Origin of the sequence: Gordonia sp. (in: high G+C Gram-positive bacteria), assembly GCF_020438995.1 — a bacterium.
In the GTDB taxonomy this organism is placed as follows: domain Bacteria; phylum Actinomycetota; class Actinomycetes; order Mycobacteriales; family Mycobacteriaceae; genus Gordonia.
Genome location: NZ_JAGQTN010000019.1, coordinates 1 through 14,868, shown reverse-complemented (window position 1 = coordinate 14,868; position 14,868 = coordinate 1). Strand labels below are relative to the sequence as shown.

Annotated in this window: 15 protein-coding genes and 1 rRNA gene; 10 read left to right on the top strand and 6 right to left on the bottom strand. The window is 65.9% G+C overall.

Features of this window, described 5'->3' with window-relative positions:
• The first annotated feature begins 10 nt into the window (after positions 1-10).
• Positions 11-127 (top strand): 5S ribosomal RNA (gene rrf, locus KDB67_RS01680).
• 50 nt (positions 128-177) lie between these two features.
• On the opposite strand, the gene KDB67_RS01675 is transcribed toward rrf, so the two are convergent.
• Together KDB67_RS01675 and KDB67_RS01670 are read right to left on the bottom strand one after the other, a co-directional pair.
• Positions 178-1,059 (bottom strand): universal stress protein, encoded by an 882-nt coding sequence (locus tag KDB67_RS01675; protein ID WP_291011588.1) that lies wholly within the window; start codon positions 1,057-1,059, stop codon positions 178-180.
• Positions 1,060-1,207: 148 nt separating this feature from the next.
• Positions 1,208-3,046 (bottom strand): NAD(P)/FAD-dependent oxidoreductase, encoded by a 1,839-nt coding sequence (locus KDB67_RS01670; RefSeq protein WP_291011585.1) that lies wholly within the window; start codon positions 3,044-3,046, stop codon positions 1,208-1,210.
• Between the two features lie 154 nt (positions 3,047-3,200).
• Here KDB67_RS01670 and KDB67_RS01665 point away from each other — a divergent pair, with 154 nt between their 5' ends.
• From KDB67_RS01665 to nucS, 3 genes are read left to right on the top strand one after another with little or no spacing between them, the layout of a single operon-like run.
• Positions 3,201-4,427: a helix-turn-helix domain-containing protein gene (locus KDB67_RS01665; protein WP_291011583.1), complete on the top strand. Its 1,227-nt coding sequence runs from the start codon at positions 3,201-3,203 to the stop codon at positions 4,425-4,427.
• A gap of 10 nt (positions 4,428-4,437) precedes the next feature.
• Positions 4,438-5,865, top strand: coding sequence for a glutaminase A (glsA, locus tag KDB67_RS01660; RefSeq protein WP_291011581.1), 1,428 nt, complete (start codon positions 4,438-4,440; stop codon positions 5,863-5,865).
• Between the two features lie 17 nt (positions 5,866-5,882).
• Positions 5,883-6,566, top strand: a complete 684-nt coding sequence (gene nucS, locus KDB67_RS01655; RefSeq protein WP_291011578.1) for an endonuclease NucS — start codon at positions 5,883-5,885, stop codon at positions 6,564-6,566.
• 13 nt (positions 6,567-6,579) lie between these two features.
• On the opposite strand, the gene KDB67_RS01650 is transcribed toward nucS, so the two are convergent.
• Positions 6,580-7,695: a hypothetical protein gene (locus tag KDB67_RS01650; RefSeq protein ID WP_291011575.1), complete on the bottom strand. Its 1,116-nt coding sequence runs from the start codon at positions 7,693-7,695 to the stop codon at positions 6,580-6,582.
• Between the two features lie 24 nt (positions 7,696-7,719).
• Complete coding sequence (gene mce / locus KDB67_RS01645) at positions 7,720-8,214, bottom strand: methylmalonyl-CoA epimerase (protein WP_291011572.1); 495 nt, start codon at positions 8,212-8,214, stop codon at positions 7,720-7,722.
• A gap of 104 nt (positions 8,215-8,318) precedes the next feature.
• Here mce and KDB67_RS01640 point away from each other — a divergent pair, with 104 nt between their 5' ends.
• From KDB67_RS01640 to KDB67_RS01625, 4 genes are all read left to right on the top strand, one after another.
• The gene (locus KDB67_RS01640; protein ID WP_291011569.1) at positions 8,319-9,503 is read left to right on the top strand and encodes an acetyl-CoA C-acetyltransferase; all 1,185 of its coding nucleotides are present in this window, start codon (positions 8,319-8,321) and stop codon (positions 9,501-9,503) included.
• Positions 9,504-9,562: 59 nt separating this feature from the next.
• Positions 9,563-9,919, top strand: coding sequence for a DUF3817 domain-containing protein (locus KDB67_RS01635; RefSeq protein WP_291011566.1), 357 nt, complete (start codon positions 9,563-9,565; stop codon positions 9,917-9,919).
• Between the two features lie 72 nt (positions 9,920-9,991).
• Positions 9,992-11,149, top strand: a complete 1,158-nt coding sequence (locus KDB67_RS01630) for an MFS transporter (RefSeq protein WP_291011563.1) — start codon at positions 9,992-9,994, stop codon at positions 11,147-11,149.
• A gap of 69 nt (positions 11,150-11,218) precedes the next feature.
• Positions 11,219-12,136, top strand: coding sequence for a tetratricopeptide repeat protein (locus KDB67_RS01625; RefSeq protein ID WP_291011590.1), 918 nt, complete (start codon positions 11,219-11,221; stop codon positions 12,134-12,136).
• A gap of 66 nt (positions 12,137-12,202) precedes the next feature.
• On the opposite strand, the gene KDB67_RS01620 is transcribed toward KDB67_RS01625, so the two are convergent.
• Both KDB67_RS01620 and KDB67_RS01615 read right to left on the bottom strand, forming a co-directional pair.
• On the bottom strand, positions 12,203-12,619 hold the full coding sequence (locus tag KDB67_RS01620; protein WP_291011561.1) for a type II toxin-antitoxin system VapC family toxin: 417 nt from the start codon (positions 12,617-12,619) through the stop codon (positions 12,203-12,205).
• The gene (locus tag KDB67_RS01615) at positions 12,616-12,870 is read right to left on the bottom strand and encodes a plasmid stabilization protein (protein WP_291011559.1); all 255 of its coding nucleotides are present in this window, start codon (positions 12,868-12,870) and stop codon (positions 12,616-12,618) included. Before KDB67_RS01615 ends, KDB67_RS01620 begins: the two co-directional genes overlap by 4 nt.
• Positions 12,871-12,933: 63 nt before the next feature.
• Between KDB67_RS01615 and KDB67_RS01610 the strand changes: the two genes are divergently transcribed.
• Both KDB67_RS01610 and KDB67_RS01605 read left to right on the top strand, forming a co-directional pair.
• A complete protein-coding gene (locus KDB67_RS01610) occupies positions 12,934-14,169 on the top strand; it encodes a hypothetical protein (RefSeq protein WP_291011558.1) in 1,236 nt (411 codons plus the stop codon).
• On the top strand, positions 14,141-14,809 hold the full coding sequence (locus KDB67_RS01605) for a GSU2403 family nucleotidyltransferase fold protein (RefSeq protein WP_291011555.1): 669 nt from the start codon (positions 14,141-14,143) through the stop codon (positions 14,807-14,809). Before KDB67_RS01610 ends, KDB67_RS01605 begins: the two co-directional genes overlap by 29 nt.
• Positions 14,810-14,868 lie beyond the last annotated feature (59 nt).

The window sequence follows — 14,868 nt, the reverse complement described above, 5'->3', positions numbered from 1 at the left end:
TTCACAGATTTGCGGCGGCTATAGCGGTGGGGAAACGCCCGGACCCATTCCGAACCCGGAAGCTAAGCCCACCAGCGCCGATGGTACTGCACCCTGATCAGTGTGGGAGAGTAGGACACCGCCGCAACCCAACCCCTTTGGGCCCCTGACACCTGGTGTCAGGGGCCCAAAGTAATTTCAGTCGACGGTAGTCCCTGGGACGACAATCATCGGAATGGCCAAGGCACGCAGGATCTTTGATGCGGTGGAACCGAGAAAGATCGTATTGGGGGCGGCGAGCCGGCTGGAACCGACCATGATCGCGTCGCCGTCGTGCCATTCGAGCGAGGTCACAGCCTCCTCGATGGTGTGGCCTTGCGCAATCGTCGAGGAGATCGGGAAGTCGGCCGGCAGCCGCTTGTGCGCCTCATCGAGGGTTGACTGGGCGTGCGTGCGGGCGTCGGCGACAGCCACGTCGTCGGGGGTGTCGGCCCAGGGTTGAACCTCGTCGAGTGCCACCAGCGAGACCATGCGAATCGGGCGATGTGCCCGCAGCCCAGCCCGGATGGCCGTCTGGAACAGCAGATCGGTGCCGGGTCGATGGCCGATCATCACAGTGAGTTCCCGGACCTGTTCGGCACCGACATGGCTGAAACCCAGGGGTGCCAGCGCGACCGGGATGGGGGAGGAGTGCAGGATGCCGTTGACGACGGTCCCGAGTGTGTGCCGGCCCAGGATGCCGCCGCCCGAACCGCCCATGACGATGAGGTCGGCTCCCGACTTCTGAGCCTGCCGGATCAGGCCCGAGGCCGGATTGGCGTCGGTGGCGATCGTCGCGGTGGTTTCGATGTCGTCGGGAATCATCGCGGTCGCGTCGTCGAGCCAGGCCTGGGCGGCGTGATCGAGGGCGTCGGAGAGCTTGTCTATGTCGCTCTGCTCGTCGGTCCCCGGCGCGTGCGGCTCGGGCGGGATGACGACGCACAGTTCGAGTTCGGCGTCGAGGGTGCGGGCCAGCGATGACCCGAGGGCAACGGCGTCGGCCCCGCCGGCGGTGGCGATGTAGGCGACGAGCAGTTTCATTGTGTGTCTCCGATCGGCAGCTGCCACCAGCCTAGTGCGACGCACGCCGATGCTGTCCGAATCGGTGGGCTTTGGGGCGAATGTCCGGCGGAACGTACTGAGCACCCGGGACGGTGACAGTCCCGGGTGCTCAGAGTGCGTCGGCGGATCAGCTCAGATGGTGCACTTCCTGCAGCCCGTACACGGGTGTCGGGATGCCCTCATAACGCGCCTTGAGCTGCAGCGCCAGATATAGCGAGTAGTGACGCGACTGGTGCAGGTTGCCGCCGTGGAACCACAGATGTGGTTGCTGGGTCGGCTTCCACATATTGCGCTGCTCACCTTCCCATGGACCGGGATCCTTGGTGGTGTCAGAGCCCAGACCCCAGACCTTGCCGACTTTGTCGGCGATCTGCTGACCCATCAGGTCGGCGGCCCAGCCGTTCATCGAGCCGTATCCGGTGGCGTAGACGACGACGTCGGCGGGCAGTTCGGAACCGTCGTCGAGGACCACGCTGTTCTCGGTCAGGTGGTCGACGTTGCCGTGGGCCAGCTTGATACTGCCGTCCGCGATCAGCTCGGCCGCGCCGACGTCGATGTAGTAGCCCGATCCGCGTCGCAGGTACTTCATGAACAGGCCCGAATCGTCGTCGCCGAAGTCGAGGTCGAAACCGGCGGCGGCGAGCCCGTCATAGAACTCCTTGTCCTGTTCGCGGATGGCGTCGTACACCGGGATCTGGAACTCGTGCATGATGCGGTACGGCAGTGAGGCGAACGTGAAATCGGCCTTCTTGGTGGTCATTCCGCTGTCGACGGCGCGCTGACTGTACAGATCGCCGAGCGCGATCTCCATCAGCGAATCGGACTTGACGATGTGCGTGGAGGACCGCTGGATCATCGTGACGTCGATGCCGTTGTCGACGAGGGCCTTGGAGATGTCCATCGCCGAGTTATTGGAACCGACGACGACCACCTTCTTGCCCTTGTAGCCGTCGGGACCGGGATGCTGACTCGAATGGTGCTGCTCGCCTTGGAAGATGTCCTGGCCGGTGAACGTGGGGACGTTCGCCTTGCCCGACATGCCTGTCGCCAGGACCAGCTCGGACGGGTGCAGCGTCATCTTCTCGCCGTCGCGGTCGATCTCGACGGTCCAGGTGCCGGCCTCGTCGTCGTAGACGGCCGACGTGCAGGTGGTCTTGGACCAGTAGGGGACCTCCATGACCCGCGTGTAGAACTCCAGCCAATCGCCGATCTTGTCCTTGGGTGCGAATGTCGGCCAATTCTCGGGGAACGGCAGGTACGGGAGGTGGTCGTACCAGACCGGGTCGTGCAAGCACAGCGACTTGTAGCGTTTGCGCCACTGGTCGCCGGGGCGGTCGTGGCGATCGACGACAATCGACGGAACGCCCAGCTGGCGCAGTCGGGCACCGAGTGCGATACCGCCCTGACCACCACCGATGACCAGTACGAACGGCTGCGCGCTGCGGCCGAGTTCGGCGGCTTCGGCTTCCTTCTTCTCCGCCCACGACCGCGGATCGGGATCGCTGCCGTGGACGGCGCCGCGCGGCCGGCTGTACCCGGCCGATTCCTCGTGGCCCTTGAGCTCCTGCAGCGTGGTGAGCAGGGTCCAGCCCTTGTCCTCGCCGTCCTCGGGCCGGATCCGCAGGTGTCCTTCGCCGCGGCCTACGGACGTCTCGAACTTGATGAACGCCGAGACGATGCCGTCGCCGTCGTCGGAGGCCGGGTCCGCGGTGGCGAAGCCGACCGGATCGACGTCATCGAGGCGGGCGCGGAGCATGTCGGCGATCTCCTCGTGCCCTTCGACCGTCTTGATGTTCCACGTGAAGGCGACCAGGTCGCGCCAGAAGCTGCTGGTCGCGAAGAGTGCGGTGACCCGCTCGACATCGCGTGAGGCCAGCGCCTCGTTGAACTTGGCCAGCCAGGCGTCGATCCGTTGCTGGGCGTCGCCGACGGATTCGGCGGCGGGTGGTTCGAGGGTCTGCGTCATTGGGTGCACCTCCTGTGTGGGAGACGTACCGGTGGTCACCGGCACGGTTGTGATGTACAGCACACATCGGGCGAGCGTCCCGGACAAGGGTTGCAACGGGTTGCGGTGTCGGCGGCTTTGCGCATCCATGTGATGCGGAGCACAATTGAAGTCGATGGCACGCAGTGGATCCCTCGAACCGGCGGTGAATGTCGGCGACGACCCGAGACAGTTCGCGCAAGTCCTGAGCGCGGTGTACGACGCCGCGATGTCGGGTGCGCGCATGCCCGCACGACCGCGGACGGTGATCAGCGACTCGTGGCATCGGGTGCAGGGCGCCGGGGTGGATCCGGATACCAGCAGCCCGGACATCGCCCTCGACCTCGACGAACTCGAAGTACGCCGGCAGTCGTCCGGCCTGGCGACGATCCTGCCCGACCTGACCCGCGGGCTCGGTGCGGTCATCGACGGCGGCGACAACATCCTCGTGGTCGCCGACGCGCAGGGGCGGGTGCTGTGGCGCAGTGGCTCGCCCCGGGTACTGATGAGGGCCGATCGGCTCGGATTCATCGAAGGTGCCGACTGGGCGGAGAACAACGTCGGCACCAACGCCATCGGAACCGCCCTGATGTCGGGCAGACCGGTGCAGGTGTTCTCCGCCGAACACTACGTGCGCAGTCATCACGCCTGGACCTGTGCCGGATCGCCGATCAAGGACCCGCGCTCGGGCGAGACGCTCGGTGTCGTCGACGTCAGCGGGCCGGCCGCCACCATTCATCCCACCACGCTGGCGCTCGTCGATGCCGTTGCCCGGCTTGCCGAGTCGCAGTTGCGTGAACAGCATCATCGGTCGCTCGACACCCTGCGCGCGGTGGCCGCACCGATCCTGGCCCGATCACCTGGGCCGGCGCTCGCGGTCGACCCGCACGGCTGGGTCGCCGCGCTCGACACAGTGTCGCCACGCTCACGCCTGGTGCTGCCTCAGGTCGACTCGCCCGGCCGGTACTGGGTCAACACCCTCGGCGAATGCGACATCGAGGCACTTCCGGGCGGTTGGCTGGTCCGGGTCACCGAATCTGCCGACACCGCGACCACGATCCTGGAACTGGCGCCGGGCCCGAACGGTGGGTCGATCGTCACCGTCGAAGGCGGCAGCGGAAAGTGGACGTACCGTCCGTCGCCCCGGCACGCACAGATCCTTGCGTATCTCACCGCACACTCCGAGGGGGCGAGCGCGGCACAGCTGTCGACGCACCTGTTCGGCGTGCCCGACCGCACCGTCACTGTGCGCGCCGAAATGTCGCGCCTGCGTAAGCATCTCGGCGGATTGATCGTCGCGGGACCGTACCGCTTCGCCGACACCGTCGACGTCCGCGGTCGGCGTATGGGAGGCATGCCCTAGCGTTGGCCGCATGACGTCGTTGACCGAGGGCCGCACATCGTTGGTGGCCGGATACCTTCAGCACATCGCCGACCAGTGCGCAGGGGACCGGTCCGGGAAGGTCGCCGACTACATTCCCGAACTCGCGGCGGCAGACCCCGAGCAGTACGGGTTGTCGCTGTGCGCGCACGACGGCTACATCTACTCGGTCGGAGACACCGCCACCGAGTTCACGATCCAGTCGATGTCGAAGCCGCTGACGTACGCGATGGCGTTGGGCGAGCACGGGCCGGACATCGTCGACGCGAAGATCGGGCTGGAACCCTCGGGGGAGGCGTTCAACGAGATCAGCGTCGACAGCCGACGCCGGCCCCGCAACCCGATGATCAACGCAGGGGCGATCACTGCGGCATCGTTGCTGCTTCCGCAAGATCGGGAAGTGCGCGCGGAGTCCGTCGACGAGGTGTTCGCCGAGCTCGTGGAGTTTTATTCGGCATGTGCCGGGCGAGTTCTGACGATCGACGACGACGTGTACCGGTCGGAGAAGTCCACCGGATCGCGCAACAGGGCCATCGCATACATGCTCGACAGTTTCGGGGTCATCGGTACCGACCCCGACGCTGCCCTCGATCTCTATTTCCGGCAATGCTCGTTGCGGGTGACCACCGACGACCTGGCAGTCATCGGCATCACGATCGCCTGCGGCGGCCTCAACCCGCGCACCGGCCGGCGAGTGTTCAGCCGGCGAACCGCGCAGCGCCTGCTCAGCGTGATGACCACCTGCGGTATGTACGACGGCGCCGGCGACTGGGTCACCTCGGTCGGTATCCCCGCGAAGAGCGGTGTCGGCGGCGGGATTCTCGGCTCACTGCCGGGGCAGCTGGGGATCGGTGTGTTCTCGCCGAGGCTCGACGACCACGGCAACAGTGTCCGCGGCGTCGACACGTGCCGGCACCTCTCGGCGGATCTCGGCCTGCACATGTTCAATATCGCACGGGACAGCCGGGTGACGATCCGCTCCGTCTATGACATCGGCGAATTCGAGGTCGGGCCGCGGTGGACCGGCACTCATCGTGCGTATCTCCGTGGCTGCCGCGACCGCGCTCGGGTGTACGAGCTGCAGGGCGACCTGACCTTCAGCGATGTGGAAAGTGTGCTGAGGCGTATCGATCGCGACATCGACAGCTGCGACATCGTGATCGTCGAGATCTCCAGAGTCGACGTCATCGATCCGGTGGCCCGGCGCATGGTGGTCGGCGGTGGTCTGTCGCTGGCTGAGCGTGGCAAACGGGTGCTGTTGGTGGACCCGGATGGTGCGCTGCGTGACGGATTGAGTCGTCTGGAGGAACGGACGGGTCTGCCTGGGGTATCGAAAATTGAACTGCCACATATGTACTCGACGATGGAGGAGGCTGTTGCGGCGGCCGAGTCGATCCAGCTCGAAGGCGCGCCGCAGTAGCCACTAGACTCTGCGGGATGCGTTTGGTGATTGCGGAATGCCGGGTCGACTACGTCGGACGGCTCACGGCCCATCTGCCGATGGCCAGGCGGTTGCTGCTGATCAAATCCGATGGTTCGGTGAGCGTGCACGCCGACGATCGCGCGTACAAGCCGCTCAACTGGATGAGCCCCCCGTGCCGGCTGACCGAGGCCGAGGTGCCCGACGGTACCGATGCCGAGGCGTACTGGGTGGTCACCAACAAGGCGGGAGAAGAACTGCGCATAACCATCGCGTCGATCGAACACGATTCGAGCCACGAACTCGGCGTCGACCCCGGACTGGTCAAGGACGGCGTCGAGGCGCATCTACAGGAGTTGCTGGCCGAGCACATCGATACGCTCGGTGCCGGGCATACGTTGATCCGGCGGGAGTATATGACCGCGATCGGGCCGGTCGACATCCTGTGCCGTGACGCCGACGGTCACACGGTGGCGGTGGAGATCAAGCGGCGCGGGGAGATCGACGGCGTCGAGCAGCTCACGCGCTACCTGGAACTGCTCAACCGTGATACGACGATCGCCCCCGTCGCCGGCGTGTTTGCCGCACAACAGATCAAACCGCAGGCCCGCACGCTGGCCGAGGATCGGGGCATCCGCTGCGTGGTGCTCGACTACGACGAACTGCGCGGCGCCGAGAGCAACGAGTTCCGGCTGTTCTGACCGGACCGGGCGATCAGCGCCGGACGGTGTCGGCGGTGATCTTCGCCTCGCCGCTGAGCGTCTTGTTGATCAAGTCGACGTCGTCGATCTCGGAGGCCAGCAGCAGGGGATCGTCCTTGCCCTCGTGCGTGAGCTTCTCGGGCAGTTCGTTGAGCAGGCTGCGGATCTCGATGACCTGGCTGATGATGTTGCGGCGCACCGAATCGGCGGAACCGAGCAGTTCGCGGGACCGGGCCAGCCGGGCCTGTGCGATCTCCCGCGAACGCTCCTTGATGGCCAGCGCGTCGGTGTCGGCCTGCTCGCGGATCTCGCGGGCACGTTCGGTGGCCTCGGCGATGCGTTTGTCGCCGAGTGCCTTGGCCTCGGTGGTCGTCTTCGTGGCGAAAGCCTTGGCGTCGGCCTTGGTCTTGTCGGCGAGGTTCTTGGCGTCCGTCGTGGTCTTGTCGGCGAGCGCTTTGGCGTCGGCGGTGGTGGTCCGCGCGAAGGTCTGAGCATCGCTGCGGGTTTTGTCGGAGTAGGCGTCGGCCTCAGCCCGCGTCTTCTCGGAGTAGGCCTTCGCTTCCTGCACCGTCTTCGCCGCCGTGGACTGGGCATCCTTGATGGTCTTGTCGGAGAATGCCTGTGCCTCGCGACGCACCTTTTCCGCGTCGGCAGCGGTGTCTCGCTTGCTCTTGTCGGCGTTGGTTTGTGCATCCCGCTTGAGCTTGGCGGCGAATGTCTGCGCCTCCGACCGCACCCTGTCCGCCTCTTCTTTGGCGGATCTGCGCAGGTTCTCGGACTCCTGCCGGGCGATGGACAGCGTCTCGGCGGCCTCGGAGGAGGCCTCGGCACGCATCTCGGAGGCCTCGTCGGAGGCAAGTTGCAGCATTCGGGACAGGCGCTCGCTCATCCCCTGGGCGGTCGTCGGCGGCACGGACAGCCGGTCGACCTCGCCGCGCAATTCGGCGATCTCGTCGCGAGCGCTTTCCAGGTGGGCCGCCAGCTCACGGGCGTTGACCGACGCGGCGTCGCGGTCGGCGGCCAGCAGCCGCATCTCGGCGTCTACTCGCCGCAGGTGCTCGATCACTTGGTCGCGATCGAATCCGCGCATCACTACGGTGAATGTGTCCGTCCCCGGTCCAGCTGCCATGCCGCGAGTTTAACCGAGTCGCCGTCAGTGTCCTACACCGTGTGCGGCTGGTTCGACAAGCTCAAGAAGTACGCCACCAGCGTCTTTCGGATGCACGAAATTAATCCGTGAATCCGCTGTGCCGCGCTTCGGAGCGGGGTATAGGACGCGGATTCCGGCGCCGGTGAGACGCTCGCAAACGGCGTCGACGTCGGTGACGCGAACAGCGAGCTGTTGCAGGCCCGCACCGCTGCGTGCGATGAACTTGGCGATCGTGGACTCCTCGTTGAGCGGAGCGAGCAACTGGATGACGGCGGCTCCGGAGGCGTCGGCACCGGCCGGCCCGATCATCGCCTCCTCGACACCCTGCTCGACGTTGGTCTCCTGATGCAGCGTCACGAACCCGAGGTTGTCCGCGTACCACTTCTTGGCGGCGTCGAGATCTGGGACGGCGATACCGACGTGGTCGACGGCGGTGACGAGATCGGCGATGAGGGCGGTGGCGGGGGTGGCAGTGGGGTCTGCCGGTGGTGTGGTCATGGTCTCACGGTAGCGTCTTATCCAATGACCCGAACGGCCGCTCGGTAGACGCGGCGGCATCCATGTCCGGGCCACGTTCACGAACACCTGCTGGAGGTCCCCAAATGTCGACTGTCATTGTTGCCGGTGCACGGACGCCCTTCGGGCGACTGAGCGGTTCGCTCAAGGATTTCAGCGGTGTCGACCTGGGGGCGATCGCCATCAAGGGTGCGCTGGAGAAGGCGGGCGTGCCCGCTTCCGAAGTACAGTACGTGATCATGGGGCAGGTGCTCACCGCCGGCGCCGGGCAGATGCCGGCCCGCCAGACCGCCATCAAGGCCGGTATCGGCTGGGACGTTCCCGCACTGAGCATCAACAAGATGTGTCTGTCGGGTATCGACGCGATCGCGCTGGCCGACCAGCTGATCCGTGCCGGTGAGTTCGACGTCGTCGTTGCCGGTGGTCAGGAGTCGATGACGCAGGCGCCGTACATCCTTCCCGGTGCGCGCGGCGGCTACCGGTACGGCAACGCCGAGATCCTCGATCACACAGCCTTCGACGGACTGCACGACGCGTTCACCGATCAGGCGATGGGGTTGCTGACCGAGCAGGGCAACGACACCGACGGTTTCACCCGCGAGCAGCAGGACGAGTTCGCCGCCCGCAGCCACCAGCTCGCGGCCGCCGCGCAGAAGAACGGCGTGTTCGCCGACGAGATCGTGCCGGTGAGCATCCCGCAGCGCAAGGGTGATCCGATCGAGTTCACCGAGGACGAGGGTGTGCGCGCAAGTACGTCGGCCGATTCGCTGGCCCGGCTGCGTCCGGCGTTCCGCAAGGACGGCACGCTCACCGCCGGCAACTCGTCGCAGATCTCCGACGGCGCCGCGGCCGTCGTGGTCATGAGCAAGGCCAAGGCCGAGGAGCTCGGGGTGACCTGGCTCGCCGAGATCGGTGCGCACGGCGTAGTCGCCGGTCCCGACTCCGGCCTGCAGGCACAGCCCGCCAATGCCATCGAAAAGGCTTGTGCCCGTGAGGGTATCGCTGCTACTGATCTTGATCTGATCGAGATCAACGAGGCGTTCGCGGCTGTCGGTCTGTCGTCGGCGCGGCAACTCGGCGTCGACGAATCCATCGTCAACGTCAACGGTGGTGCCATCGCCATCGGTCACCCGATCGGCACCTCGGGCGCACGTATCACCCTGCATCTCGCATTGGAATTGCAGCGCCGCGGTGGCGGTATCGGTGCCGCCGCGCTGTGTGGTGCCGGTGGACAGGGTGACGCCTTGATCGTGCGGGTTCCGAAGGCCTGAAACGAGATCTGTACTACACCTTGTAGTAGAGACTCTGGGTTGTTCGGCACAATGGGAGCATGGTGAAAAGCATCTTCGACCTCAGCACGCCCGCCAAACGTTTCCGTTTTGTCGCAATTCTCGAGGCGATCACATGGTTCGCCCTGATTATCGCGATGATCGTCAAGCGGGTTGCCGACAACCCCGGCGCGGTGCAGGTTCCGGGCATGGTGCACGGCATCGTGTTCATCGCCTTCGTGGTGATCTCCTTCGTCACCGCCGCTGCACTGAAGTGGAACGCCAAGGTGACTGTGCTGGCGCTGGTATCGAGCATCCCGCCCTTCGGCACGCTGGTATTCGAGTGGTGGGCCGCCCGCAACGGTCACCTCGCCGAGCTTTCGGCCGGTGCGCCGGTGACGATGCAGGCGACCGCGTAGTCCACCTCAAGGTAGTCCATCTCATTGAGTCGCTCGGCCTCGATCGATGGTCCGTCTGCGGTGCGGGCACGGTTGAGTGTCACCGCGGTCTTCGCGCTGAACGGATTTCTCGCCGCGCTATGGGTGGCACACATTCCGGTGATCACCGATCGGGCGCACGTCTCGCACGCCCAGCTCGGCGGCCTGCTGTTGCTGATCGGGGTGTCGGCGTTCGTGGCGATGCAGTTGTGCGGCCCGGCGACCGACCGTTGGGGCCCACGTCCTACGACCGTAGGTGCCGCGCTGCTGCTCAGCGGTGCGATCATCGGTCCGGTGCTGGCCCGCAGTCCCGAGGCGCTCGCGGCGTCGCTGGCGGTGTTCGGGTTTGCCAACGGGGCGCTCGACGTGTCGATGAACGCCCAGGCAGTCGCGGTCGAACGGGCCTACCGGCGACCCATCATGTCGGCGTTCCACGGGTATTTCTCGGTCGGCAGCCTGGTCGGGTCCGGGCTGGTGGCACTGACCCTGTGGCTCGATGTCGGCGTGGTGCCGACGGTGATCGGTGGTGCGGTCTTCGGTGTCGGGGTGGTGGCTGTGGTCCGGCATGGTCTGGTGCCGCGAGGCTACGGCGATCCACGGATCGAAGCGGCTGCTACCGACGATGATCCGTCCCCGCCGGGCGATCCGCGGTGGTGGCGGGATGTTGACCTGCGGCAACTGGGGTTGATGGCGCTGGTCGCGTTCGCGCTGATGCTCGCCGAGGGCACCGCCTACGACTGGAGTGCGCTGCACGTGGTCGAGACGTTCGGGACCACCGAGGCCATCGGTGCCATCACGTTCGGCGCGTTCAGTGCCGCGATGACGGTGGCGCGCTTGGGTATCGACCCGATCGCCGCCTCCGTCGGGCCGGTGCGTCTTGTGCGGTACGGCGCGCTCATCGGGGCAGCCGGGATGACGCTGGCGGTGCTGGCACCGGTCGCGCCGCTGGCCATCGGCGGGTGGACGGTGTTCGGCATCGGTTTGGCCGGGCTGATCCCGCAGATCTTCACCGCCGCCGGAAATCTCACCGTTCATGCGAGTGGCAGGGTGATCTCGGTGGTCGTCGGCTGCGGATACCTGGGCATGTTGGCGGGTCCCGCGGTCATCGGGTTCCTCGGCGGTGCGGTCGGGTTGTCGGGTGCGTTGGCAGTGGCGGTGGTCGCCCTGGCCTTCGCCGCTGCGTCCGCGGGTGTGGTCGCTCCCCGCGCCTGACGAGAGGCGTGACACACTGGACAGGTGACTCGACCCACTCGTCGGCAGCAGGCCGCCGCTGCCGTAGCAATGTCCGGGGCAGTGGATCTCACAGCCCTCAAGGAACGCGCCGACGCCCAGCGCGCCGCAGCCCAGAATGCCCGTCCCGCACCGCGTCCCGCCGCGCCTGAGGCGGGAGCACCGACTCAGCCATCTGCCGGTGGACCGGCGGTCATCGACGTCACTGACGCCACGTTCGAGGCCGACGTCATCGAACGGTCCACCCGGCAGTTGGTGATCGTCGATCTGTGGGCCACCTGGTGTGGTCCCTGCAAGCAACTGTCGCCGATCCTGGAGTCGCTGGCCGCAGGTGCCAACGGGTCCTGGGTGCTGGCCAAGGTCGACGTCGACGCCAATCCCGGTATCGCGCAGGCCTTCCGGGCACAGTCGATCCCGATGGTCATCGCCATCGCGCAGGGCCAGCCGGTCACCGCGTTCCAGGGCGTTCAGCCCGCCGGTCAGGTCGCCGCCTGGATCGACGATATCCTCGCCAAGGTCGGCCACACCTTCACCGGCGCAGACTTTCCGGCCGACGAACCAGTCATCGACGAACGGATGGCCGCCGCCGACCAACTGATGAACGACGGCGATTTCGCCGGCGCGCTGGAGGCGTACAAGGCGATCGCCGCCGACGAACCCACCAACACCGAAGCCGCATCGCTGGTCCGCAACCTGGAGTTCATGCTCCGCGCCAGCGCTCACGACCCGTCGATCGTCGACACCGCCGCCCCCGGTGACGTCGACGCCCAACTCGCCGCCGCCGACGTCCTGTTGGCCAACCAGCAACCCGAGGCGGCCTTCGACCGCATCATCGCCCTGGTCAAGGTGACCGCAGGCGACGACCGCACCAAGGCCCGCACCCGACTGCTTGAACTCTTCGAACTCTTCGACCCCGCCGAGCCGTTCGTCATCACCGCCCGACGCAAGCTCGCCAGCGCGCTGTACTGACTGAACGGCGAACATACCTTGCGCTGAGTTCCGGATTCCGGAACTCAGCGCAAGGTATGGCCGCGGTTACTGCCACGGATTGATCGTCGGCACCCCGGCCGCTTCGAATGGTGACTGGTCACGGGTCGCGACGATGAAACCCGCTGCGGCGGCAACGGCGGCGATCATGCCGTCAGCGGTGGCGATGGCGAGTCCGGATGCGCGTGCTCGCGCCATCAGCCGTGCGTAGTGCTCGGTGGCGGTGATGTCGTACGGCAGGATGCGGTCACCGAACACGGGCAGTGTGCGCTGCTCGAGTCGTTCTGTGAGCATGTCGCGACGTCGCCCGGCCGACAGCGCCGCCACACCGTACCGAAGCTCACCGACCGTAACCGCGCTGAGGTGGAGCGTGTCCACGTTCTGCGCGTCGAACCATGCGATGACGTGCGGGTCGGGATCCGGCCGCATCGGTTCACTGATGACGTTGGTGTCGAGGAGGATCACTCGGTGAGGTCCATCGGCTCGTGCGGCGTACGGTCCCGACTGTTGAGGATCGCGTGTTCGTCGTCGGTCAGTGGATCCTCCGACCAGATCTCCGCGAGCATCGAACCGAGTCGGACACGGTCGCGAGGCTGGACGGCCTCTGCGAGAATCGCCCGCATCTCGGCTTCGACACTGCGGTCGTTCTCCGCGGCACGCACCCGTATAGCCCGGTGTACTTCATCGCTGAGGTTGCGGATGGTCACGTTCTTCATGGGAGCTCACCCTCTGATAGCTGGCCGATTATCATTGTCATCAATGATAGCGAGTCTACTTAGTTGCCAGCATGGCAGTTTACGGAATTCCTTCTCGAAAATAACGATCTTCCACAGTCTACGGAACTCGCCTATTATCGAGAAATGACCAGACTCTTGCCGACGCGCGCAGGGCCTGCTGAAGGCTACGGTGAGGTACCGAAGACTGAGGTCGAGGTGCTCGCCAGGGCTGCTGCGCGTGTGCAGGCGAACCTTCCTGAGAGGTGGATGGTTCGGACAGCCGCCGAGATCCGAAGCTCGGATACCACCAACGGCGCAGGTGACCGGGTCGACCCGCTCTCGCTCTCGCTCGTCCGCGATGGCGTGGAGGTGCTGACGTACGTCATCGACGTGAGACGAACTGTGGGGTCGAACCCGCTGTCCGTCGCCGTCGATCGGCTGCTCGAGCTGTGCGACGACAACTCGTCCCAGCGACCTATGCTCGTCGCTCGCTATCTCAGCCCTCAACAGCGGCAAACTCTGCAAGGGCGCGGTATCGCATACGCCGACGCGACTGGAAACCTATGGCTGGTTTCGGATGATCCATTGATCCTGTTATCCGACCGAGGTGCGAGCGCTGACCCGTGGCGTGGTCCAGGCCGGCCCACCACCAATCTCAAGGGCCTCCCAGCTGCCAAACTCGTGCGCGCACTGGTCGACTTCGTTCCGCCGTACTCGGTCGCGGAGTTGGCCGCCCAGGCGGGGGCTTCGATCGGCGCGGCGTATCGCCTCAGCGACTACCTCGTGAGCGAGGGATTGCTGACCCGCGCCGACCGCGGGCCGATCACCGACGTCGACTGGCCTGAACTGTTATCGCGATGGAGCAGGGAATCCCCGTACCTTGACACCAGCACGACCTACGGTTTCCTCGAACCGCGGGGGATCGACGCCCTGGTCACGAAACTAGCCAAGCAGTCCTCGACGCAGCGCTACGCGGTAAGTGGCTCGGTGGCGGCCCAGCCCTACGCACCCTACGCAGACGCTCGTCTCAGCCTGATCTATACGGACGACCCGGCCACACTCGCAGCCGAAATCGGATTGCGTCCGGTCGCGGCAGGTGCCAATGTCTTGATTGCTGTACCGCGCTCGCCGGTGGTGTTCGAACGCACATCGACCTGGCGCGATATCACCGTCGTCGCCCCCAGCCAGGCGGTTGCCGACCTACTCAGTGGCCCGGGCCGTAACCCCGCCGAAGGCGACTACCTCTTGAGTTGGATGAAGGAGAACGAGGATGTCTGGCGTCGACAACTTGATCGTTGAAGCACGTACTGCGCTCCTCGACGCGGTCGAGGCGCTCACGGCCCACAAGGACGCGGTTGTCCTGATCGGTGCCCAAGCGATCTATCTGCGCACCGGCAACGCGACATTCGCGCTCGCCGAAGCCACCAAGGACTCGGACCTGGCCATCGACGCCCGTACACTCGGCGAGGATCCGAGGCTGGAAGAGGCGATGACAGCCGCCGGATTCATCCTCAACCCGGTCAGCAAGCAGCCCGGAGCCTGGATGTCGCCGACGGGGATACCCGTCGACCTCATGGTCCCCGAGTACCTCGCCGGCTCCGGAAGCCGTCGCGGTGTGCGTATTCCTCCGCACAGCAAGCACTCTGCGCGACGGGCGGCAGGGATCGAAGCGGCCATCGTCGACAAGGCTCCGATGACCGTCGATGCGCTTGACGGAAGTGGCCGCAGCGCCATCATCAATGTCGCGGGTCCGGCCGCGCTCCTCGTCGCCAAGCTGCACAAGATCGGCGAACGAGTGGGTAGTCCTGATCGCCTCAACGACAAGGACGCACACGACGCATACCGTCTGTTGGTCGCGACGGATACCGATGGGCAGTGTCAAGCCGTGGAAGCAACATTGGCCTTGAGTAGCGCCTCAAATTTCTCTCGTGGGGTGTAGAAACCGAGCACCGCACGGGGACGTTCGTTCAACTCGCGGGCGATGGCATCGAGGTAAGG

Bases quoted from the DNA above. Each gene is read 5' to 3' on its own strand.
- KDB67_RS01675 (WP_291011588.1), bottom strand. From the start codon at position 1,059: ATGAAACTGCTCGTCGCCTACATCGCCACCGCCGGCGGGGCCGACGCC.
- KDB67_RS01670 (WP_291011585.1), bottom strand. From the start codon at position 3,046: ATGACGCAGACCCTCGAACCACCCGCCGCCGAATCCGTCGGCGACGCC.
- KDB67_RS01665 (WP_291011583.1), top strand. From the start codon at position 3,201: ATGGCACGCAGTGGATCCCTCGAACCGGCGGTGAATGTCGGCGACGAC.
- glsA (WP_291011581.1), top strand. From the start codon at position 4,438: ATGACGTCGTTGACCGAGGGCCGCACATCGTTGGTGGCCGGATACCTT.
- nucS (WP_291011578.1), top strand. From the start codon at position 5,883: ATGCGTTTGGTGATTGCGGAATGCCGGGTCGACTACGTCGGACGGCTC.
- KDB67_RS01650 (WP_291011575.1), bottom strand. From the start codon at position 7,695: ATGGCAGCTGGACCGGGGACGGACACATTCACCGTAGTGATGCGCGGA.
- mce (WP_291011572.1), bottom strand. From the start codon at position 8,214: ATGACCACACCACCGGCAGACCCCACTGCCACCCCCGCCACCGCCCTC.
- KDB67_RS01640 (WP_291011569.1), top strand. From the start codon at position 8,319: ATGTCGACTGTCATTGTTGCCGGTGCACGGACGCCCTTCGGGCGACTG.
- KDB67_RS01635 (WP_291011566.1), top strand. From the start codon at position 9,563: ATGGTGAAAAGCATCTTCGACCTCAGCACGCCCGCCAAACGTTTCCGT.
- KDB67_RS01625 (WP_291011590.1), top strand. From the start codon at position 11,219: ATGTCCGGGGCAGTGGATCTCACAGCCCTCAAGGAACGCGCCGACGCC.
- KDB67_RS01615 (WP_291011559.1), bottom strand. From the start codon at position 12,870: ATGAAGAACGTGACCATCCGCAACCTCAGCGATGAAGTACACCGGGCT.
- KDB67_RS01605 (WP_291011555.1), top strand. From the start codon at position 14,141: ATGTCTGGCGTCGACAACTTGATCGTTGAAGCACGTACTGCGCTCCTC.